We start from the raw sequence: 21,584 nt of genomic DNA on the forward strand, positions 1-21,584 counted from the left end.
CCTCACATGCATTGTAGGGACCGCCTGACACGAGCCTGCCCCTTTGCGCCGTATGATGTTGTTCGTCAGAAAGTTAACGCATTCGGCGTTCCGACACTCAAGTGCCGCGCACCTATGGAAACGCAAGCGCCCCTCGTATCGCTCGATGTGGATCTGCCCATCTGGGAGCGCGTCTTCACCGTCGCCCCGCTCGTGGTGGTGGGGACGAAAGACCCGGAGGGCGGGCACACCTTTGCGCCGAAGCATCAGGCCATGCCCATCGGGTGGGCGAACTATTTCGGCTTCGCGTGCACGCCGGAGCATCGCACGTATCGGAACGTCTTGCGCGAGGGCGTTTTCACGGTCACGTATCCGCTGGCCCGGCAGGTCGTCCACGCCGCGCTGGCGGCCTTGATCCGGCACGACGACGGCGCGCGGCGCGGGCTGGATACGCTTCCCACGTTTCCCGCCGAGAAGATCGACGGCGTTTTTTTGAGCGACGGGTATCTCTTCCTCGAGTGTGAGCTGGAGAAGATCGTGGGCGGCTTCGGTCCGTTCGGCCTCATCACGGGGCGGGTGGCGGCGGCGTACGTGCGCGAGGATGCCCTCCGCATCTTCGATCAGAGCGACCATGAACTCATCGGGCGCATGCCGCTGCCGGTGTACCTCGCGCCGGGGCGGTACGGGAGCGTAGGGGAGAGCTTCGCCTTCCCGAGGCCCGAAGGTATGCGGCACGGATGATGGACACGACGGCGCGCGACATACGGGCCTGTCTGGCCGAGCATGAGGACGAGATGATCGACTATCTGAAGGCGCTCGTTCTCGCCGAGTCGCCGTCGAACGTGCCGGAGGCGCAGGCGGGGGTGCAACGCCTCCTGGCCGACGCGCTGGCCGATCTCGACTTCGAGGTGCGCCGCCTCCCGGGGCGCGGGCGTTCGGGCGGGCACCTCTACGCGCGACCCCGACGGCGCGCGCGGCATCGGCCCGCCCAACTGCTCCTCGGCCACTGCGACACCGTGTGGCCCCTCGACACCATCCGCGAGATGCCCTTCGAGGTCCGGGGCAACGAAGTGCGGGGACCGGGCGTCTTCGATATGAAGGGCGGACTGGCGATGATCGTCTTCGCGCTTCGGGCGCTCCGCGCGCTCGGCCGCACGCCCCCGGTGACACCCGTCGTCTTTGTCAACTCGGACGAAGAGATCGGCAGCGTCGAGTCGCGGTCGTACCTCCGGATGCTCGCGCGGCGGGTGGAGCGGGTGTACGTGCTCGAACCCGCGCTCGGACTCTCGGGCAAGCTGAAGACGGCGCGCAAGGGCGTCGGGCGTTTCGTCATCCACGTGCATGGGGTGGGCGCGCACGCCGGGCTCGACCCCGGCGCGGGCGTCAGCGCCATCCTCGAACTGTCGCACGTCATCCAGAAGCTCCACGCGCTCAACGACCTCGCGCGCGGCGTGACGGTCAACGTGGGGCTGATCGACGGGGGACAGCGGCCGAACGTGGTCGCGCCGGTGAGCCGGGCCGTCGTGGACGTGCGCGTGCCCACGCGCGAGGAGGCGCGCCGCGTCGAGGCGGCCATTCGCCGTCTGAAGCCGACCACGCCCGGCGCTACGCTGACCATCGAGGGCGGCATCGGACGCCCGCCGATGGAGCGCACGCCGCGCAACCGGGCGCTCTGGCGCGCCGCGCAGGCGGCGGCGCGCACGCTCGGCATCCCGCTCGAAGAGGGATGCGCCGGCGGCGGCTCCGACGGCAACCTCACCAGCCTCTTTACTGCCACGCTCGACGGCCTCGGCGCCGTCGGCGACGGCGCGCACGCCCGCCACGAGTTCGCCTTCCGCGACAGGCTGACGGAACGGTGCGCCCTCCTCGCGCTTCTCCTCCTTCATCCCTCGATCCCCCCTGCCGCATCCGACGACGGGCGCGCCTCGAAGCGTCGGGAGGTTGCCTCATGAAAAGACCGTTTTTGACGTCCCTCACCCGCATTTCGGATCTCGCCGAGCGTCCCTTTGAGATCCGCCCGCTGCCGCGCGAACAGTGGGCGCGGGGTGATTACGTGGCGGGCGAGGTCCTCGACCGGCTGAGCAATCCGTACCGCGTCGAGCTACAGAACGGACGCATGGCGGACGTGGTCGAAGGCGACGTGGTCGTCGGCGCGTTCGGCGAGCGCTTCGCCACGCTCGAAACCACCGGCTCGTGGGCGTCCATCGGTCCCGACGGTCTCATGCACCTCCTCACGGGCGCGGGGCTCTTCGGCAAAGGGCTCTCGCGGGCGATCTTCCTCCAGCCGCTCGTCCGCCTCCGGTATCGCGGGCACGTGCTCGTCGAGGGCGGGAAGCGACGGATGCAAGACTACGTGGCGCGCCTGCCCGAGGCCCCCTTCCGGACGCCTTCGATCCTCCTCATCGGCTCCTCCATGTCGGCGGGAAAGACGACGGCGGCGCGCATTCTCATCCGCATGTTGAAGAACATGGGCCTGCGCGTCGTCGGGGCGAAGCTCACCGGAGCGGGCCGCTACCGCGACGTCCTCTCGATGTGCGACGCCGGGGCGGACGCCATCTTCGACTTCGTGGACGTGGGGCAGCCTTCGACCATCGGCCCGCCCGAAGCTTTCCGCCGGGACCTCCGGCAACTGCTCACGCGCATGGCCCGCGCCACGGCGGACGTGGCCGTCATCGAAGCCGGGGCCTCCCCGCTCGAACCCTACAACGGCGATGTGGCCGTCGAAGCCCTCGGCGAGAGCGTCCGCCTCACGGTGCTGTGCACGTCCGATCCGTACGCCGTCGTGGGCATCATCTCGGCCTTCGGGCACCCGCCGGACTTCGTCACGGGCATCGCCACGAACACGGCGGCGGGCGTCGCGCTCATCGAGAAGCTCTCGGGCATCCGGGCGCTCAACGTGCTCGAACACGAGTCCCTTCCCGCGCTCCGGGCCCTGCTTCGCGAACGCCTCGGACTTTCGGACGAAGCGTGAGTGCACGGGGCATCTCCCCTCCGGTTGATCCCTTGCAGGGCAAGGTCGGGGCGAGCCGAGCATCACCCCGCCCGGAGGCCGCCGCCGCAAAGGGAGCGGTCCTCCGGGCCGGGCCCGCAGGGAGGTCGGCTTCGAAGGGACACCGGCGCTCAGAAAGCGAGGCGCACGTTGGCGAAGAGGACGCGTCCCGGTTCCGGCAGGCGCGCGCCCGTGAACGGGTTGGCGGCATTGAGGTGGTTGGCGTACAGCGTGTCGAAGAGGTTGTTGACGCCGAAGAGCACCGACACGTTGCGCGCAAGCGAGAGGCCCACGCGCACGTCGGCGGTCGTATAGCCGTCGGTGGAGCGTTCGCCGCGCGTGAGGGCCGCTCGCGTCTGTTTCGCCACGAAGTGGGCCGTTCCCTCGGCAAAGAAGCGTCCGCTCGGAGCGTCATACCGGAGGGCGGCGTTCGCGGCGGGCGGCGTGACGCCGAGCGCCGGCTCGTCGAGCGTCTCGTCTTTGCCCCACAGATAGCTGCCTCCGAGGTTCAGCGTGAGCGGCTCGGTGAGTGAGAAAGCCGCCGCCGCCTCGAGACCGAAGAACGTCGCCTCGCCGTTGACATAGCGGAAGACCGTCGGCGGGCTGAGCGGAAGCAGCGGCGGGACGTCCGTGGGCTCCAGCGTGATGTAGTCGTCCATGCGGCGGGCGAACGCGTTCAGGTGGAGGCTCACGCGGGGATAGGCCGCCTCCAGCCACAGGTCGGCCTGGGTGCTGCGCTCGGGCTTGAGCGTCGGATTGCCGATGAACTCGGCGCTCGTCTGCGCCTTGCTCGCCGGGATGCGGTCGGAGTAGCGTTCGAGCGCATCGGCGGTGCGGACGACCGAGCCGACGCCGAAGGACACCGACCACGCCTCGTCCGGATGCGTCGTCAGCGTGAGCGCGCCGCTCAGGTTGGCTTCGTTCTGCGTAAGGTCCTCCCGCGTAATCCCCGATCCGACGATGCTCATGTAGGCGTCGCTCACCCGCCCCGCGGCGGCATGGACGAGGTCGAGCCGGGCGGTGGCGGCCACGCCCACGGCCCCCACGGTCTGCGTGCCGTTGACGAAGAAGCCGCCGTCGGTGATCGTCACGTCGGGCCATACTTCATCGCTCCGGTAAAACGGCGGCACGAAGCGCGAGCCGTCCGGGCGAATGGCCTCGAAGGGACGGCGCGCGTCGCGGTTGGCGCGGTAAAAGTCGCCGCCGACGGTGATCGTCACGTGGCTCGGCGCGACGAACTGCGCCGCCGCCCGCCCGCCGAGGTTCTTCGTCTCGGCCCTGACGCGGATCGACAGGGGCGGTCGAGGGCTGCCGTTCGGGAAGACGCCGGGCTGCGCCGTCGGCTTGTGGTCGTTGTTCATCGCGTGCTTGACCCGGTTCCAGCTCAGCTGGGCCTCGAACGATCGGAGTGCGCCGGACGCGCGCGTCATCTCATACTTCGTCGAGAGGTCGGTGGCATCGAAGAACGTGGCGTCGAGGAGACGGCCCGGATAGTCGATGTCGTCCTGCCGGTTATAGCCGCCGGCGACGGTGAGGCGGGCGTTGGGGGCAAGGCGGTAGCCGAGGCGCGCCCGCGCTTCGGCGGAACGATAGTCGCTCGGGATCTTCGCGCCGTCGCCTGCCCGGTAGTCGTTGCCTTCTCGGAACGCGCCGTGCGCCCACACCGAGAGCGGCCCGCGTGCCTGCGAGAGCATGGCCGCCGTCTCGAAAGCTCCCACGTTGTCGTTATAGCCGCTCTGAAGCATGCCGTGCAGCCCGGGCGCGGGGTTGAGGCCGTGCCGTTCCACGCGGATGGCGCTCATGTTGCCCGCGCCCCACGTGAGCGCGTACGGCCCTTTCACCACTTCGACCCGCGCGATCGAACTCGGGTCGAAGTGGCTGATCTGCGAATCCATGCGGAGCGGACCGGCGGGGAAGAACCGCACGCCGTCGATGTAGGCGCCGACCTCGGTTTCGGACAGCCCCCGGATGTTCGGGTCGAGGCCGATGGGGCCGCGCCGGGCGGCATTGACGCCGGGGAGGAGCCGCATCAACTCGCCCGCGTCGGAGGCGTGCGTCTCGCGGACGCGCCGGGCGTCCATCTCGGCGACGGGTTCGAGGTCGGGCCGGAGCGCCGACACCACGATGCCTTCGAGCAAAAGGGGCCGGGTCTGGAGCCGGAGCGTGACCGAAGCCGTCTGCCCGGCGACGACCGTCACGGTCTGCGTGGCGGGGCGATAGCCGAGCGCCCGCGCTTCGAGCGTGTACGCGCCGGGCCGGAGCGGGCCGATCTCGAAGCGCCCCTCGGCGTCGGTGGCCGTCCCCCGGAGCGTCCCGGCAATGACCACGCCCGCGCCGATGACGGGCTCGTCGTTTTCATCGACCACCGTGCCCGCAATCCCGCCGGGCCGCTGCGCCCATGCCGCCGGTATGGTGAGCATCAAAAAGAACCACAGAATGACCAAACGCGCTTTCGAAAAGATATACGTATCCATTTTCCAATCCTCGAAAAGATGATGACGGGGAACGAGCCGGAGACGCGCGCGAATGGGAGGGCGCCGTTAGACGGTCGGAGCCTGAAACCACGCGGGGCGCGCCCCGCTTCGGAGAGGCCCGTTCGGAGAAGCACAGCATCGTCGCCGCCTAAGGGCGGGACGGGATCAGGAGCGGCGCCGGGGCGGATGGAAAATGTCGCAGGGGAGGCGTTCGGGGGGCGTCTCGCGAAGCGCGGCGAAACGACGCGGCGCGGCGGGTGCGGCGTCGGGGGAAGCGGGTGCGGCGGCGACGAACTTGTCCACCACGGGCGCGGTGTACGGCTGGTGGTCGTCCTTCGGTCCACATCCGCAGAGCTGCGGTCCGTCGTGCGCGCCCCGCCGGCAGGCCATGCCGGTGACCGTCGTCGGGATGCCGTCGTCGGGAAGGCGCTCGGCGCGAAGTGGTGCGCTGGAATGAAGCGGTGCGCTGGAATGATGCCGACACTTCCGGCACGTTCTCAGGCAATACGCTCCGTGGCGATGCGCGCCCGTCTCGTGCGCCATGCCCGCCTCATGCGTCATCTCCGGGGCGTGCGGGCCGTTCGCCTCGGCCCACAGGAGCGGCAGCGGATTGTAGGGCAACAGCATCAGCGCCGCCAGGCACCACGCCGCCATCCGGTGCGCCCTCGGGAGCGCAACGAAAGGGGGGACGGTGCGATGGGTCGATTGGGACATAACGCGCTTCACGAGCGACGGCGAGCGTTTTCCAAAAAAGATACGACGGTCCTAAATGAAGAGGAGGTGGAAAATCGGTTGTGCCGGACGGCTTCGATGCCTACTTTGAGCGTCGAACGTTTCGAATGTTTCAGATGCTCCCACCTTCCATGAAACGGCTCTTTCTCTTTCTGGCCTTGCTGACGGTTCCGGTTCTCGCGCGCGCACAACGGACGGGGGTAGAGGCCGCCCGTGCCTATCGCTCGGCGCACGCCGCCGAGATCCTCGCCGACTACGTCGAGCTGCTTTCGATGCCCAACGTCGGGTCGGACTCGGTGAATATCCGTCGGAACGCGCGTTTCATCCGCGACGCCTTCTCCGCGCGCGGCTTCGACGTGGAGCTTCTGACGGTGCCGGGCGCGCCGCCCATCGTGTACGGCGAGCGCCGCGCGCCGGGGGCCGCGCGCACCATCGGCATCTATGTGCACTACGACGGACAGCCCGCCGACCCGACGCGGTGGACGCACGCCCCGTGGACGCCGACGCTCTATACGGCGAGCATGGAGCAGGGCGGCACGCCCCGCCCGATGCCCGCGCCCGGCGAGGCCGTCGACCCCGGGTGGTACCTTTATGCCCGCAGCGCCGGCGACGACAAGGCGCCCCTCGGCGCACTCCTGCCCGCGCTCGACGCGCTCGAAGCCGCCGGTCTCACACTCACCTCGAACGTCAAGCTTCTCTTCGAAGGCGAAGAGGAGATGGGCTCTCCGCATCTCGACGAATACCTCTCCCGCTTCGGCGACCGCTACGCCGACGTGGACGTATGGCTCTTCTGCGACGGGCCGGTGCATCAGAGCCGCCGTCCCCAACTCGTCTTCGGCGTGCGCGGCGTCACGGGGATGGAGATCACGGTCTACGGGGCGACGCGCTCGCTCCACAGCGGCCACTACGGCAACTGGGCGCCCGTGCCCGGCGCCCGGCTGGCGCATCTCCTCGCGAGCATGAAAGCCGAGGACGGCGACGTGCTCATCGACGGCTTCTACGACACCGTCGCGCCGCTGAGCGAGGCCGAGAAAAGGGCCCTCGCCGCGCTGCCCGCCTACGACGATCAACTCCGGCGCGAACTCGGGCTGGCCGAGACGGAGGCGCACAATGCCCCGCTGGCCGAACGCCTGATGCTCCCCTCGCTCACCATCCGGGGCCTCTCGAGCGGCAACACGGGCGCGCTGGCGCGGAACGTCATCCCCGCGACCGCCACGGCCACGCTTGGCATCCGCCTCGTCAAAGGCAACGACCCCGGGCACATGCTCGACCTCGTGGAGGCGCACCTCCGCAAAGAAGGCTATCACATCGTCTATGAGGAGCCGGACCTCGACACACGCCTGCAGTATCCGAAGATCGTCCGCGTGGACCGGAAGGGCGGCTATCCGGCGGCGCGCACGCCGATGGACCAGCCCATCACCGAGCGCCTCGTCGAAGCGGTGACCGCTGCCGCCGACGAGCCGCCCATCCTCGTGCCCGCCCTCGGCGGCTCGCTCCCGCTCTACCTCTTCTCCGACGTGCTCGGCAAGCCGTTCGTCATCGTCCCCATCGCCAACCACGACGACAACCAGCACGCCCCCGACGAGAACCTCCGCCTGGCCAACCTCTTTTACGGCATCGACCTCTATGCGGCGCTGCTCACGATGCCGGAATGAGGTGGGGCCATCTATGGCGGCTGGAGGCGGTTCGCTGGAAGGCGTGTGGAGCGCGAAGAACCCGACCCGGAACGCGGCTGGCTGCCGGTCTTGCCGTATCGCCTGCCCACAATGCTCGTGCATGTGGGGAATACGATATGTATACTGCTGTATAGGCAGGAAGGCACGTATAGGGTGGTCACTTCTGAATGCTGACCCATGGTATTCAGGAGGCAGCCGCCATGATCTGTTCATGTCTTGCTAACATTGTGCTCCTGCCGAAAATCGTGCTGGCGGATTCACGCCCTGTGGGTACCCGATTGCCCGCCAGAAATGCACTTCGCGACGATCCTGGATGCGTTACCGCGGTAGAGGCCAGGTCGTATCCCTGGCGCAGCGGATTCGAAGCCGTCGTCTCGATCAGCCCGAACAGACGATGAAATCTTGCATCTCCGTCCTCCTTTTCGCCACCTGGATTACCTTGCCGTGCGCTCTCCGGGCGCAGGAACCGGGCACCGTACATTTCCCCGTTTCCTGTTCGGAAGCGGCACAGATGGAATTCGACCGGGCGGTTGCTCTGTTGCATCACATGACGTATCCGAAGGCCCGCGAAGGGTTCGAGCGGGTCGCGGAGCTGGATCCGGATTGTGCGATGGCCCACTGGGGGGTGGCCATGACGCTGTTTCAGCCGCTGTGGCCGACGCGGCCCGGCCCTGAAGCGCTCCGGCGGGGATACGAAGCCATGCTCGCGGCCGGTGCGATGGAGGTCCCCACCGAGCGGGAGCAACTGTTCCTCGCCGCGACGGCCGGTTTCTTTGAGGACCCCGAGTCAGACGACTATTGGAGCCGGATACGCAGATGGGAGCGTGCGATGGCAAACCTGCACATGCTCTTGCCGGACGATACCGAAGGTGCTGCGTTTTTTGCCCTGGCCCATCTTGCCACGGCCGATGGCGGGCTGACGCATCAAGAGCGTGCCGCTGAACTCCTGAAGGCCGTCCTTCAGGAGCATCCGGCACATCCGGGCGCGATGCACTACATGATCCACGCCAATGACGTGAAGGGGAGGGAGGGGGAGTCGAGAGCGATCGTCCGAAGCTATGGCCGGGTGGCCCCCCGGATTCCCCACGCCCTCCACATGCCCACCCATATCTACGTGCGTCTCGGGGAATGGGAAAACGTCATTCTGGGGAACATGGATGCTTCTGCTGCTGCTCTGGACGGGCCTGCCGGCCTTCGGGATGAAGTGGTCTGGGACGAATTCCCTCACATGGTGGGCTACCTCATCTATGCACACCTCCAGCGCGGCGACGATGCCGCCGCCGTGAAGCAACTCGGCCGCTTGCATGCCGTCGGAACCATACAGCCGACCTTCAAGGCGGCGTTTCACTTTGCCGAGACGCAGGCCCGCGTGGCGCTGGAACGGAAAGCATGGGAGGAGGCCGCCGAATTCGTTCCGCGTAGGCCGGCCTACCTCGACTGGGACCGGTTCGTGTGGCCGGAGGCGGTCACGTGGTTTGCGCGGGGGCTCGGAGCCGTGCACCTGGGGCGTGACGAGGCGGCAGCACAGGCCATGCAGCGCGTGCGCCACCTGCAGGCGGCAGCGGAAGGGGCAGGAGAAAAAATGTTTGCTGCCGAGATAGAGATCCTCCGGCTGGCGCTCTCGGCCTGGATAGCGCAACGGGCCGGAAAGCCCGCCGAAGCCGTTGCCTTGCTGGAAGCGGCCACACGCCTGGAATATGCGACGCCGAAGCAGCCGATCACGCCAGCGCCGATTTTGCCGGCGTTCGAGCAGTTGGGGGACCTGTTGATGGAACAGGAAAACCATGAGGATGCCCTGGCTGCATACGAGATGTCCCTCGGGCTGAACCCCAACCGATTCCTGAGCCTGGATGGCGCCGCCCGCGCAGCCCGGGCCCTGGGCAAACCTGCCCTGGCCAGAACATACTACGAACAACTCCTCGCCACGGCAGCCCCCGGATCCAGGCGTGCCGCTCTTGCGGCTGCGCGGGCCCATATCAAATGAATGAAGCCCGGGGACGGCTGTTGGATAGCGCTCCGTTCAGGCGCAGCCTATGCCCGTCCCCCCGTCTTATCTACTGTCCTTCAGACTCTGCCGGCGTGACGCGTCCCGCCGACCTTCGATCAATAAAAAAGGCCGCCGAAATCATCTCCGACGGCCTTCCGGAAGGGTTCCGCGTGTCAGGCTTCCGCCGCCGTGGGTTCCGGCCAGAGCGCGCGGAGCTCCTGCGGCAGCTGGGCGCGCACGTCCTCGAGCTCGCCCGCGCTGAGATGGCGGTTCAAGACCTTGAAAACGCTCTGCACGACCTGGCGCGGGTTCACCGTCAGACCCAGCTGATGGAACGCTTCCTGAATGGGCTGCAGGAACTCGTCGATGTGGCGGATGCGCTCGGGCTTGCCCGTCGGGTTCCATCCTTCGAAGAAGATGCCCCGCACCAGCAGGGGGAGTTGCGCCGAGAATTGAGCGGCCTCTTCCACGGTCATACGATCCCGCAATTGATGGAGCACCGAACGCAGGGCATGATACGCCTCGCGGCGGGAGCTCAGGTGCAGCTCTTCACGGATTTCCTTGAGCCACCTGTTGGTTTTCTGGATGGTCGCGTCGAATACCTCAAGTCCTGTTTCTGACATAACCCTCACCTCCTAACTTGCCTTTTTGACAGGGTTTATGCGACAAATGCTTCCGTCCCGTTCATGATCAAAGAGCGTGCCCGGACGGGAGAGCATGACAGGGATGACGGCAGCTCCGGAACCATGCCGGTAATCCGGCACGATGCTCGTCAATGGCCCTCCAATCGGGGTCGGAGATGACCTGTTTTCGAAGCGAATGGCGAAGGTGAACGGTGGCGATGGATGGGGGGCGAAATCTCGACCTTGGGGTTTCACGCCCTTTATTGCTTATGGCCATTGCATCCATCCGATGGACCGGGGCTATATTACCTGTCGGGCTTTTCTCATGCCGCCCGCCATGCGGCGCTCGCGACGATCTTCCCAAACTGTGAACAATCGAAAATCATGAGCTGGATCGAAACCATTCCGTATGAAGCCGCCACGGGCAAGCTCCGCGCCCTCTATGACCGCATCAAAGGGCCGGGCGGCGCCATCGACAACATCATGAAGGTGCACAGCCTGCGCCCGCATACGATGGCGGGGCACATGGCGCTGTACAAAAACGTCCTTCACCACGCCGGCAATCGGATGCCGAAGTGGTTCCTCGAAACGCTCGGCGTGTACGTGAGCCTGCTCAACGGGTGCGACTATTGCGTCGAGCACCACTTTGCCGGGCTGCGCCGTCTGCTCGACGACGACGCGCGCGCGTTCGCGATGCGGGAGGCTCTCGAACGGAACGTTTTCGAGGGCGCGTTCGGCGTGCGCGAGCGCATCGTGCTCCGGTATGCGGAGCGCCTCACCCGCCATCCCGCCGACATGGATGAGCCGGTGATCGAGTCGCTCCGGGGTGTGGGGTTGAGCGACGGGGAGATCCTGGAGGTGAACCAGGTGGTGAGCTATTTCGCGTATGCCAACCGCACCGTGCTCGGGCTCGGCGTCACCACCGACGGCGACGTGCTCGGCCTTTCCCCCGGCGCCGCCGCCGACGAGGCGAACTGGCATCATGGATAGGAGAAGCCGGCGCCCCTCACGCCGACAAGTGTTGATCCACGCACTGCGGGCAGTCGAGCCACACTTCGGTGGGGATGTGCGGAAGGGCGCGGGGGCTCTCGCCCCGCTCGAAGACGGGACGGTAGAGCACTTCGCCCTCATGGTGTTCGGTGCCGCAGGTGTGGCAGGCCACGTCGCCGTGTACCTCCACGGGTGTGTATCCGGCCACCACCCAGCCCTCATGCCCGATGTGGACGGCGAGGCTTTCGAGCGCCGCCCGAACCGTCTGTGATTTGTTGCCGCCGTAATACGTCCGCGAGAGCTTTTCGAGCAGTTTGACCGTGGCGGCGTCGAGCGTGAAGTTGAGGCGGTGCATAGGGCGGAGGGGAAAGGTGCGGGAGCGGATCAGGCAGGGTGAGCGGGCAGGCGGCAGGCGGCGTTGGTGCGCCAGTTGCGCCAGTGGCCGGTGATGAGCAGGGCGCTGCCGAGCACCGTGAGCGTCGTCTCGGTGAAGGCGCCCGGCATCGCATGGCCGATGAAACCTGCCCCCAGAATGAGCACGAGCCCCGCGCCGAGCAGGGCGGCGACGTCGTTCCGGCGATGCCTCCGGTAGCCGTGCGCCATCGCCGCGAGCGTGGTCGGGAGCAAGAGGACGGCGAACACGGGGTGGAGCCATGCGTGCGCCGTTTCGAGCATGGGCCAGAGCGGCAATGCCGCCAGCGCCACGGGCAAAAGCAGGCAGTGCACCACGCAGATGCCGGAGAGGCTGATGCCGACGCGGTCCCAGAAAGCGGGCTTCGCGGCTTCGGAGGAGGGCAAGGACGTTTCGGGCATGGACGAAGGGATCAGTGGATGTGTATGTGAATACACACTCCCCTCCAACGTCGATCCTCCGGCTTCGATCCCGGCGGCCCCGGCTTCACGCGGAATCCACGCCTCCGGAGGCTTCAAAACGTAAGCTCGGCCTCCGCCGATCCCTCGACGAAATAGAACGTCTCTCGTTGCTCGTCCGGGAGATGGAGCACGCGGAAGATGTTCTTCTGATCGGAGAAGACCTCGAAGAGGAGGGCGTCCCGAACCTTGAGCGACCGGAGGGGTGCGGGCGCTTCGTACTGAAGAACGTACCACCACACCCGCTCCTTGCCCTCGGTTTCCTCCCCGCTCGTGACGATTTCGGCCCGGAGCGGCGCGCCGTCGCTTTCGAGCGCGAACTTGTCGTGGAAATACGCGAGGAAAAGCGAGTCCGACCGTGGATCGGCTTCGAGGCGGAGGTCGCCTTGCCTGTGAAAAGCGCGGAGCGCGCCTTCGAGGTCATTGTGGAAGAAACGGATGCGGAGCATCGCCGTCGCGCCTTCGACGGCCAGCCGACCGTACGTCACGTGGAAATCGTGCGGCGGCGGTTCGGAGACCGTCCCGGCGAGGGGCACGAGGCAGAAGAGCAAGAGGAGGATCGGCATCGGCAAATCGTTAGCGGGTTCAAACGGGGGAACGTTTGAACGTTGGTTGGTCACAGAGCGTCCCGTTTAGATGCCCAAACGCCTCACCGATTCCCCCCCGTTTCCGTCTCGCCCTCGACGGAGGGCGCTTCCCACACGTTGTCGTCGCGGTCGATGTCGGCGAAGGCCTGATCGGGATCGAGTTCGACCTTGACGACGCGCTTGTCGGTGAAGAAGCCTTTCGTAAACGAGATCTCATTGTTGCGCCAGACGTCGGCGGGCATGTCGAAGCGCTCGGTGGAGCCGTCGTCGTAGGTGATCTCCATTTCGAGCGGCATGACGAGGCCGCCTTTGTTTTTGACCTCGATGCGGTAATAGTTCCGTCCCCGGTCCGTCGAGCCGAGGAGGGAGTCGGCGGGCTGGACGCTCACGTCGGCGATGGCCTGGTTGTTCGCATGCGTGGTGTAGAACCATCCGCGCCAGAACCACGCGAGGTTTTCCCCCGAGCCTTCCTCCAGCGTGCGGAAGAAGTCGGCGGGCTGCGGGTGTTTGAAGGCCCACTTTTCGGCATACTCTCGGAAAGCCTCATCGAAGGCCTCGGGGCCGAGGACGTGCTCGCGAAGCATCTGCAGGCCCGTGGCGGGCTTGGCGTAGCCGTTGTTGCCGAAATCCTTGTGGATGAGGTCGGACTCCGTCATGATGGGCACCTGATCGGGGTCGCGCATGTAGTCCACGATCTTCGGAGCGGGGCCGCGACGGCTCGGATACGTGCAGTCGTCGGTCTGCGTCCATACGCCGCCGCAATACGTTTTCGCGTAATCCTGTTCGCCGTAATACTGGAGGAAGGTGTTCAGCCCTTCGTCCATCCACGTCCACTTTCGCTCGTCGCTGGCGACGATCATGGGGAACCAGTTGTGGCCCACCTCATGGATGGTCACGGAGATGAGCGCGCGTTCGAGCTGGTCGTTGTACTGGCCGTTGCGGGGGCGCGCGCCGCAGAAGGCGACCATCGGGTATTCCATGCCGCCCACCGGCCCGTGGACGTTCACTGCCTTCGGGTACGGATATTTGAGGGCCATCCGGCCATAGGTCTTGAGGGTCTGGATGGTGGCGCGCGTCGAGACCTTGTCCCACAGCGGCATGGCGTCGCGGGGATAGAGCGAATGCACGGCTATGGGCGTTTCACCGGGGGCGTAGCGGTAACCGGCGGCGTCCCAGACGAAGGTCTTCGAGGAAGCCCACGCAAAGTCCCGGACGTTCTCGGCCTTGAAGTGCCAGGTCAGCGTGCCGCTCGTCTTCGGGCGGGTCGAGGGGTTCATCACCTCGTCCGGGGCGACAATGAACGTCGGCTCCTCGCTTTCGAGGGCCTGTGCGAGCCGGCGGCGCTGGGTGGCCGTGAGCACCTCCTCCGGGTTCTGAAGCACGCCCGTGGCATCGACGATGTGGTTCCACGGCACGGTGATCCGGACGTCGTAGTTGCCGAAGTTGAGGTAGAACTCGCCGCGCCCGAGGAATTGGTCGGTCTGCCATCCGTTGACGTCGTCATAGACGCTGAGCCGAGGGAACCACTGAGCGACGAGGTAGAGCCATCCGTCGCTGACCTTCTCTTTGGCGCCTCGGCCGTTGTCGGGCACGCGGAAGCTCCAGTCGATCTCGAGCTCGGTCGAGGCGCCGGGGGCGAGCGGATCGGGCAGGTTCACCTTCATGATGGTGTCGTCGATGCGATAGCGGGCGTCGACGAGCTTGCCGGAAGCATCGACGAGCTGGACGCGCGTGATCTCGTCGCCGCCGTCGAACGGATCGAGGCCGAGGAAGCGGGCAAAGCGCGGGTTGATGCGCTCGGGCAAGGCGCCGCGCACACGGTACGTGCGGCTGTGTTCGAGCGAGCGCACGTTCTGGTCGAGCTGGATCCAGAGGTAGCGCAGGGCGTCCGGCGAGTTGTTGTGATACGTGATGTGTTCGGAGCCGCTGACGGTGTGGGTCGTGGTGTCGAGCGCGGTCTCGATCACGTAATCGACCCGCTGCTGCCAGTACTTCGGACCGGGCGAGCCGGCGGCATTCCGGTATTCGTTCGGGTCGGGCCATTCCTGCATGCCCCGGAACATGGACTGATTGGTGCGCCAGGTGGTGTCCGGATGGAGCCAGTGCTGGGCGAGGGCGTCGCCGGAAGGGAGGGCCAGGAGGATCAGAAAAGCCGGCACGAGCGTGCCGAGGACGTAAAGGCGAAACGGGTGTGACATGACGGCTGTGGTCTCCAGAGCTGGTTAGGGGGAGGTCATACGGGATATACGGAGGAAAAGGGGGCCGAAGGGCGGTTCACATCGTCAGCCTTTCGAGGATCATGAGGAGGGAGATCCCCGCCGTCGCCCCGGAGAGGACGAGGATCCAGTCGCGGGCCTTCATCTTGACGAAGCCCACCATTACGGCGGAGAGGGTGAGCACGGCAAAGACGATGGCAATCTGTCCGAGTTCCAGCCCCACGTTGAAGGAGAAGAGCGGGAGCACGATGCTTTCCTCGCCGCCGAGGACGGCGCGGAGGAAGTTTGAGAAACCAAGTCCGTGGATGAGCCCGAAGCCGAGCGCGAGACCGTATTTGTACCGCGCCGCCTTTACCTGCTGCTCTTCCGCCGGCGCAGCGATGTCGATCAGGCTGGTGAGGAAAATGGTGACGGGAATGAGCACTTCGACGAGCGCGCTGTCGATGGTGACGAGGCGAAGCGTGGCGAGGGCGAGCGTGACGGAGTGCCCCACGGTGAAGGCCGTCACCAGCCACAGGAGATGCCTCCATGCGTTGAACCGGTAAACTGCGCAGAGGGCCACGATGAACAGAATGTGGTCGTAGCCCTTGAGGTCGGAGATGTGCTCGAAACCGAGCCGTAGGTAGACGAGAAACTCCGAGGGCATGAGCGGCGCAGGAGAAGACGGGACCGGGCAGACGACTCCTTGTTCGCATGAGACGCAAGGCGGTTCCGGGAGGGTAGCTGTCCGTACGAGACGCCGCGTGTGAGGATGCGCCGGGAGGCGGAAAAAGCTATCGGTCGTTTCGATCGCCTCCGCGCCACAGCATGGAGGGGTCGAAGCGGAAGGGCCAGGCGTCAGCGGGCGCCCGGGCAGGGAGCGAACGGCGGGCCGCCCGAAGCGCCCGCCGCGTGGCGTGCCGACCGAGGCCGACGCGGTAGACCGGCCGGCCGTCGACCTCCGCTCGGAGGATGAGCACGGGGAGGTTTTCCCGGCGGTATGGTTCTGCGACGGCGTCGGCCTCTTCGGGGGTGGGCCGTGAGGCGACGATCCACGTGTATTCCCGGCCCGTGGAGACGTCCGCCGGACGGGTCGACGCGGTTTCCACCGGAGTCGGGGGCTGCGTGGCGGCCTCCGCCCGGGCCCTCCTCGGCGTCCCGGCGCGCGTCTTCGGAGGGGGGCTCGACGGCGACGGCGCAGCGGCGGACGTGTCCTCGGCGAGATAGGCGACGAGGTCGGGGCTGAGCGCGTCTTCGGCCTCATGCACGGCGAGGAGTTCGTCCCGCATGCGTCCGTTCATCTCTTTGACCTCCTTCCGGCGCATGTGCGAGAGCAACAGCGCGTGGTCGTCGCGGTTCGGGAGAAGGTAGACGCGGTAGACCGACGCGCCCGCATAGAGGAGGTAGTTGTCCGCGTTGAGTTCGACGACGCGCCATCCGGCCCGCTTCATCTCGCCCAGCACCTGCTGAATGCGGGAGAGCGCCTGCATGCGCGAGTCGTGCGTGACGAGCACGTCGGTAGCGGTGATCACGCCGTCGACCAGGTAGTAGCCGAAGGTCATACGGCCGTCGCCGCCCCGATAAAACCACATCTCACCCCCGTCGTCGGCCTTCGTGTGGAACGGCTCGCCGAGCCGCTCGCGGAGCATCTCGCCCGGCATGCCGATCTTGCCCGTCTGTGCCCGCGCCGGGGGGACGAGCATGAACGTGAGAAGCAGGAGTAAGCCAATGCGCATGATGCGGACCGTGCTGAAAAAACCGAATGATAGGGTTTCCTCGTCTGTATCGCCTTTTTGTTTCAGGGAATAAGCGGTGGATTCGTTCGGAAGCGTTCAGGGGTTCTGTCATAACGCACGGTGGGCCCTTGTCAATACAAAACAACTTTCCGTTCGATAGGCGGATCGGGGACCCCCTCCCTCCTTCGGAGGACTCCCCCTTGAGAAGGGGGAGGGTTATGGGGTTGAGAGGCGGCGTCGCATGCAGGCCTTGGAGGTTCCTCCCCCTTATGAAGGGGAGGGGGCCCCGACGGGGTCGGCGGGATATGGTCTGTTTGCAGGAGCGACCGGGGACCCCCTCCCTCCTTCGGAGGACTCCCCCTTGAGAAGGGGGAGGGTTATGGGGTTGAGAGGCGGCGTCGGAGGCGGCAACCGGTGTTTCGCCCTCGCGCTTCCGAACAAGATCGCCAGAGGCCCGCCCCTTCACCCGTCCGACGTGGGGGCTTCCCCGGCGGTCATCTCCGGGACGATCACGGCGGGGATGCCGAGGCTCTCGAACATCGCGTTGAAAGCCGCCACGTCCTCGGCGATGATGCGCGTCATCTCGGCGCGGCGTTCGGTCCATTCCGCCTTCAGGTCGGACAGCCGGGCGCGGGCGCCCCGGGTTACCGGCGGCCCGGCTCCGTCGATGAGGTTCATCAGGTTGAGGAACTGTGCGTTGAGCCGGTTGGGGAAGTTGATCACGTCCTGAAACGTCTGCTGTTTCGGCTGCACGAGCGTCTCCTCCCACGCCGTGATCGCCTCCTTCACCGTCTTGCCGAGGGCGGCGAGCGTGTCGGCTTCGGCGTGCTCTTTCGTCAGCGCCATGAGCGCATCCACCTGATCGCGCACCTTGCGCATGCGGATGACGGCGCGGTGGAGTTCGTCCACGGTGTCGCGGATATCGTCGAGAACGGCGGTCAGTTCGCGCCACTGTTCGGGCGTCGTCTCCACGCGCGGGTCGGCGCGCACCTCGAAGGCCTGCGTGAGCGTGTCGCCGTCGACGATGAGGCGGGCCGTGTATGCGCCCGGCGCCACGCGCGGACCGGCGAGGCTGCCGAAGGTGAACAGCCCCGGCACCCTTGTGACGGCCTCGCGGCGGAAGTCCCACACGTACCGGTTCATGCCCGGTTTCCTCGTCAGCCCGGTCGGCGGCGCGGGGCCTCTCGGCCCGGCGGCCGATGCGCCGCCCCCTTTCTTCGGTTCGATGGTGCGGATCACCTCGTCGCCGTCGAGGATCTCGAGCGTCACGGCCACGGCGCCGGAGTCGGGCGCTTCGGGGAGGAGGTAATAGAGGATCACGCCGTTGGGCGGGTTCTGTCCCTGTCCCGGGATCTTCGGGTTCGAGCCGCCCGTGCGGTAGGCGGGGCGCGGGGCGAAGAGGTAGGCGTCCGCCTCGGCCACGGCGTCGTCGATCTGGTGGAGCGGCGTCAGGTCGTCGAGGATCCAGAAGGCCCGTCCCTGTGTGGCGGCGACGAGGTCGTCATTCCGGATGGTGAGGTCCGTGATCGGGACGACGGGCAGGTTGCGCTGAAACGGTTGCCAGTGTGCGCCGTCGTCGAAAGAGACGAAGAGGCCGAGCTCCGTTCCGGCATAGAGCAACCCTTTGCGCCCCGGGTCCTCGCGCACGACGCGCACCCAGGCTTCGTCGGGGAGGCCGTTCACGAGGCGTTCCCAGTGCCGTCCATAGTCGGTCGTCCGGAAGACGTGCGGCGTGTAGTCGCCGAACTTGTACTTCGAGACGGCGAGGTAGGCCGTGGCGGGGTCGTGCGGGGAGATCTCGATGGCGTTGATGAGCGCCTCGCCGATGCCTTCCGGCGTCACGTTCGTCCACGTACGCCCTTCGTCGCGGGTGAGGTGGACGAGTCCGTCGTCCGTGCCGGCCCATATCGTGCCCGCCTCGTGCGGCGAGACGGCGAGGTAAAAGATGGTGTTGTACGTCTCGGCCCCCGCGGCCTCGTTCGTGATCGGCGCGCCGCCTTTCCCCTGCTTCTCCGGCTCGTTCCGCGTCAGGTCGGGGCTGATCTCCGTCCAGCTCTGCCCCCGGTCCCGGGATTTCAGGACGACGTTCCCGGCGTGATAGATGACGTTCGGATCGTGCGGGGAGACGACGATGGGCGCGTTCCAGTTGAAGCGGTATTTGAGGTCTTTCGGGTCCGAGCCGAGGCCGAGGTACGGATACGCCATGATATTGCGGGTCAACTGCGTCTCGGAGTCGTACTCGGTGATGATGCCCTGATAGCACCCGGCATAGACGAAGCGGGGGTTGTCCGGGTCGAAGGCGGGGAAGGCGCTCTCGCACCCGCCGACGCCGTGCCAGTCTTCGCGCCCGATGCCGTTGTCCATCGTCCGGCTCGCGATGGAGACGGACGAGTTGTCCTGTTGCCCGCCGTAGACCCGGTACGGGAAGCGGTTGTCGGTGATGACCCGGTAAAACTGCGCCGTCGGCTGGTTGGCCTGTGTGGACCAGGTCCGCCCGGCATTGAACGAGACGTTGGCGCCGCCGTCGTTGCAATTGATCATCACGCGGTTGTCGTGCGGGTTGATCCACAGACAATGGTTGTCCCCGTGCGGGGTGGGGACGGGGCGGAAGGTGCGCCCGCCGTCGACGGAGCGCAGGAGGGGGGCGTTCATCACGTAGACCGTCTCCGCGTCGAGCGGGTCGGCGGTGACGGCGGTATAGTACCATGCCCGCGCGCGGAGGAGGCGGTCCTTGTTGACGCGCGTCCACGTCTTCCCGGCGTTGTCCGAGCGGAAGAGGCCGCCCTCGTCGGCTTCGATGATGGCCCACACGCGCTCCGGGTTGGCGGGCGAGACGGCCACGCCGATCTTACCCATCATCTCCGGCAAGCCGTCCGTCAGGCGCGTCCACGTCTCGCCGCCGTCGGTCGATTTGAAGAGTCCGCTGCCGGCGCCGCCGCTGACGATCTGCCACGGCTTGCGCTGGTGCGTCCAGAAGGCGGCGTAGAGGATGCGCGGGTTCGTCGGGTCCATGCTGAGGTCGCTCGCGCCCGTGCCCTCGTCCACATGGAGGACGAGCGTCCACGTCTCGCCGCCGTCGGTGGAGCGGTAGATGCCGCGCTCGGGGGTGGGCTTCCACTGGTTTCCCTGCGCGGCCACGAAGACGAGGTCGGGGTTGTCCGGGTGCACCTGAATCTTCGCGATCTGCCGCGTCTTTTCGAGGCCGAGGTGGGTCCACGTCTTGCCCGCATCGGTGGATTTGTAGACGCCGTCGCCGTGGGAGGAGGTGACGCCGCGGACGGGCGCCTCGCCCATGCCCACATACACCACGTTCGGATCAGACGGGGCCACGGCGATCGCGCCGACGGAGCCGGTCCCGAAGAAGCCGTCGGAGACGTTCTTCCACGTCGTGCCGCCGTCGGTCGTCTTCCACACGCCGCCGCCGGTGGAGCCCATATAAAACGTCCGGGGCTCGTCCGGCACGCCCGCCACCGCCACGGAACGCCCGCCGCGATACGGACCGATGTTGCGCCACTCCATCGCCTGATACAGCCCCGGATCGACGGGGTATTCGTCCGTCGCTTTCTGGGCGAACACGAGCGTGGGGAGCAGCGCGAGGGCAAGGAGGGTCGTCAGAACAGGGCGGGGCATCGACATGGCGGGGTCCAGGGTGGGGAGGAGACAAAACGTCGGGTCGCCTGCCGCTCATGCCGGCAGGGCGCCGCTCCCAAAATCCGGCGTTTCCCGGACAAAGGCAAAACCTGCGGAAAGGTGGATTTATGGCGCGGGCCCGGGCGATCTTGCTTCACGCCGGCATCCCGGGTATACTGGCATGTAGACATTCACGCGGTTCGCGCCTGGTTCGAGGGTCGGCAGGCGGCATCTGCAAACTTTTGGAGAGATCAACCATGAAGACGAAAGCCACGCTGTCCCTTGCAATACTGTTTGTCGCATCCCTGGGGTGTGCCCCGTCCGAGTCGGGCGAAACGGATATGGTTGCGCAAGAAGTGTCGAATGCGGCGGAAGCGCCGGAGTACTTCCTTTTGCGACCGGAGGTCGAGAAGGCTTACGGATACGCGCATGCAGTGAGGATCGGCGATGACCTCAAAGTCTCAGGCGCCGTGAGCATGGATGATGCGGGCAACCCCACCGCCGTCGGTGATATGGAACAGCAGATGAAGAATGCCTACTCGGATCTGGGCAAGGTCTTGAAACACTATGGCTTCAGCTTTGATGATGTGATCGTGGAGAACGTCTTTACAACCGATATGGCGAAGTTTCTCGAGGTCGCGGGGTATCGCAATACGATCTACACAAAACAGTTTCCGACCGGATCGTGGCTTGAGGTCAAAGGGCTTGCGCTTCCCGAGTTTATGGTAGAAATAGAACTGGAGGCGCATCGGTCCAGGTAAACCGTTGGGACGCCTTGTCCACCACGGCCGCCTAACGGGGCGATCAAGCCGGTGATCGGCCTCGGCGCTCGTTGTCCATCACCGGCCGGAGGCGCAACCTGCCTCAGCAATCGGTCCCCGTGACCCGCGCTTCGCGGAGCACTGATTTGCTCATAACTCCAAGATCACAAAGTTTGGAGTCTTCGGCAAACCCGGGCCGGTTCAGGGTTTCCGGGAAGTGGCGCGGTGGATTTGCGCCGCGCCGCCGGGTGCATTCGGACCGGGGCGGCGGCGCTCCGAGGAGCGTCATCGCCGCACCTTGACCATGCGCCGGGTGATGACCACCGTGCGCGTGACGAGGCGGTAGAGGTACATC

17 protein-coding genes are annotated in these 21,584 nt (G+C 66.4%); 7 read left to right on the forward strand and 10 right to left on the reverse strand.

The annotated features are described in order from the left end of the window. Positions 1-114 precede the first annotated feature (114 nt). From AC1HIY_RS03860 to AC1HIY_RS03870, 3 genes are read left to right on the forward strand one after another with little or no spacing between them, the layout of a single operon-like run. The gene (locus AC1HIY_RS03860; RefSeq protein WP_479575390.1) at positions 115-720 is read left to right on the forward strand and encodes a flavin reductase; all 606 of its coding nucleotides are present in this window, start codon (positions 115-117) and stop codon (positions 718-720) included. Then, on the forward strand, positions 717-1,931 hold the full coding sequence (locus AC1HIY_RS03865; protein ID WP_479575391.1) for a M20 family metallopeptidase: 1,215 nt from the start codon (positions 717-719) through the stop codon (positions 1,929-1,931). The genes AC1HIY_RS03860 and AC1HIY_RS03865 overlap by 4 nt, the downstream gene beginning before the upstream one ends. Continuing rightward, positions 1,928-2,950, forward strand: coding sequence for a hypothetical protein (locus tag AC1HIY_RS03870; protein WP_479575392.1), 1,023 nt, complete (start codon positions 1,928-1,930; stop codon positions 2,948-2,950). Before AC1HIY_RS03865 ends, AC1HIY_RS03870 begins: the two co-directional genes overlap by 4 nt. A gap of 149 nt (positions 2,951-3,099) precedes the next feature. On the opposite strand, the gene AC1HIY_RS03875 is transcribed toward AC1HIY_RS03870, so the two are convergent. Next, positions 3,100-5,388 (reverse strand): TonB-dependent receptor domain-containing protein, encoded by a 2,289-nt coding sequence (locus tag AC1HIY_RS03875; protein ID WP_479575393.1) that lies wholly within the window; start codon positions 5,386-5,388, stop codon positions 3,100-3,102. Between the two features lie 219 nt (positions 5,389-5,607). Then, the gene (locus AC1HIY_RS03880) at positions 5,608-6,156 is read right to left on the reverse strand and encodes a hypothetical protein (protein WP_479575394.1); all 549 of its coding nucleotides are present in this window, start codon (positions 6,154-6,156) and stop codon (positions 5,608-5,610) included. A gap of 149 nt (positions 6,157-6,305) precedes the next feature. On the opposite strand from AC1HIY_RS03880, the gene AC1HIY_RS03885 reads away from it, so the two are divergent. Together AC1HIY_RS03885 and AC1HIY_RS03890 are read left to right on the forward strand one after the other, a co-directional pair. Beyond that, on the forward strand, positions 6,306-7,829 hold the full coding sequence (locus tag AC1HIY_RS03885; RefSeq protein ID WP_479575395.1) for a M20/M25/M40 family metallo-hydrolase: 1,524 nt from the start codon (positions 6,306-6,308) through the stop codon (positions 7,827-7,829). A gap of 415 nt (positions 7,830-8,244) precedes the next feature. Beyond that, a complete protein-coding gene (locus AC1HIY_RS03890) occupies positions 8,245-9,834 on the forward strand; it encodes a tetratricopeptide repeat protein (RefSeq protein ID WP_479575396.1) in 1,590 nt (529 codons plus the stop codon). Positions 9,835-10,010: 176 nt separating this feature from the next. Here AC1HIY_RS03890 and AC1HIY_RS03895 read toward each other — a convergent pair whose 3' ends face one another. Then, positions 10,011-10,460: a DUF2267 domain-containing protein gene (locus AC1HIY_RS03895; protein ID WP_479575397.1), complete on the reverse strand. Its 450-nt coding sequence runs from the start codon at positions 10,458-10,460 to the stop codon at positions 10,011-10,013. A gap of 384 nt (positions 10,461-10,844) precedes the next feature. Here AC1HIY_RS03895 and AC1HIY_RS03900 point away from each other — a divergent pair, with 384 nt between their 5' ends. Then, complete coding sequence (locus tag AC1HIY_RS03900; RefSeq protein WP_479575398.1) at positions 10,845-11,450, forward strand: carboxymuconolactone decarboxylase family protein; 606 nt, start codon at positions 10,845-10,847, stop codon at positions 11,448-11,450. 16 nt (positions 11,451-11,466) lie between these two features. Here AC1HIY_RS03900 and AC1HIY_RS03905 read toward each other — a convergent pair whose 3' ends face one another. From AC1HIY_RS03905 to AC1HIY_RS03935, 7 genes are all read right to left on the reverse strand, one after another. Further along, positions 11,467-11,805: a hypothetical protein gene (locus AC1HIY_RS03905; protein WP_479575399.1), complete on the reverse strand. Its 339-nt coding sequence runs from the start codon at positions 11,803-11,805 to the stop codon at positions 11,467-11,469. Positions 11,806-11,834: 29 nt separating this feature from the next. Next, positions 11,835-12,263 carry a MerC domain-containing protein gene (locus AC1HIY_RS03910; protein ID WP_479575400.1) on the reverse strand — a complete coding sequence of 143 codons (429 nt, stop codon included), beginning with the start codon at positions 12,261-12,263 and terminating at the stop codon, positions 11,835-11,837. Positions 12,264-12,376: 113 nt separating this feature from the next. Next, entirely contained in the window at positions 12,377-12,886 is a 510-nt protein-coding gene (locus AC1HIY_RS03915; protein ID WP_479575401.1) for a DUF6702 family protein, read from the reverse strand. Positions 12,887-12,969: 83 nt separating this feature from the next. Further along, entirely contained in the window at positions 12,970-15,105 is a 2,136-nt protein-coding gene (locus AC1HIY_RS03920; RefSeq protein WP_479575402.1) for a M1 family metallopeptidase, read from the reverse strand. Between the two features lie 76 nt (positions 15,106-15,181). After that, positions 15,182-15,769, reverse strand: a complete 588-nt coding sequence (locus AC1HIY_RS03925) for a HupE/UreJ family protein (RefSeq protein ID WP_479575403.1) — start codon at positions 15,767-15,769, stop codon at positions 15,182-15,184. Positions 15,770-15,896: 127 nt separating this feature from the next. After that, entirely contained in the window at positions 15,897-16,838 is a 942-nt protein-coding gene (locus AC1HIY_RS03930; RefSeq protein ID WP_479575404.1) for an SPOR domain-containing protein, read from the reverse strand. 462 nt (positions 16,839-17,300) lie between these two features. Further along, a complete protein-coding gene (locus tag AC1HIY_RS03935) occupies positions 17,301-20,468 on the reverse strand; it encodes a WD40/YVTN/BNR-like repeat-containing protein (RefSeq protein ID WP_479575405.1) in 3,168 nt (1,055 codons plus the stop codon). A 341-nt stretch (positions 20,469-20,809) separates the two neighbouring features. Between AC1HIY_RS03935 and AC1HIY_RS03940 the strand changes: the two genes are divergently transcribed. Then, on the forward strand, positions 20,810-21,229 hold the full coding sequence (locus tag AC1HIY_RS03940) for a RidA family protein (RefSeq protein ID WP_479575408.1): 420 nt from the start codon (positions 20,810-20,812) through the stop codon (positions 21,227-21,229). Positions 21,230-21,584: the final 355 nt, after the last annotated feature.

It is taken from the genome of Rhodocaloribacter sp. (genome assembly GCF_056451265.1).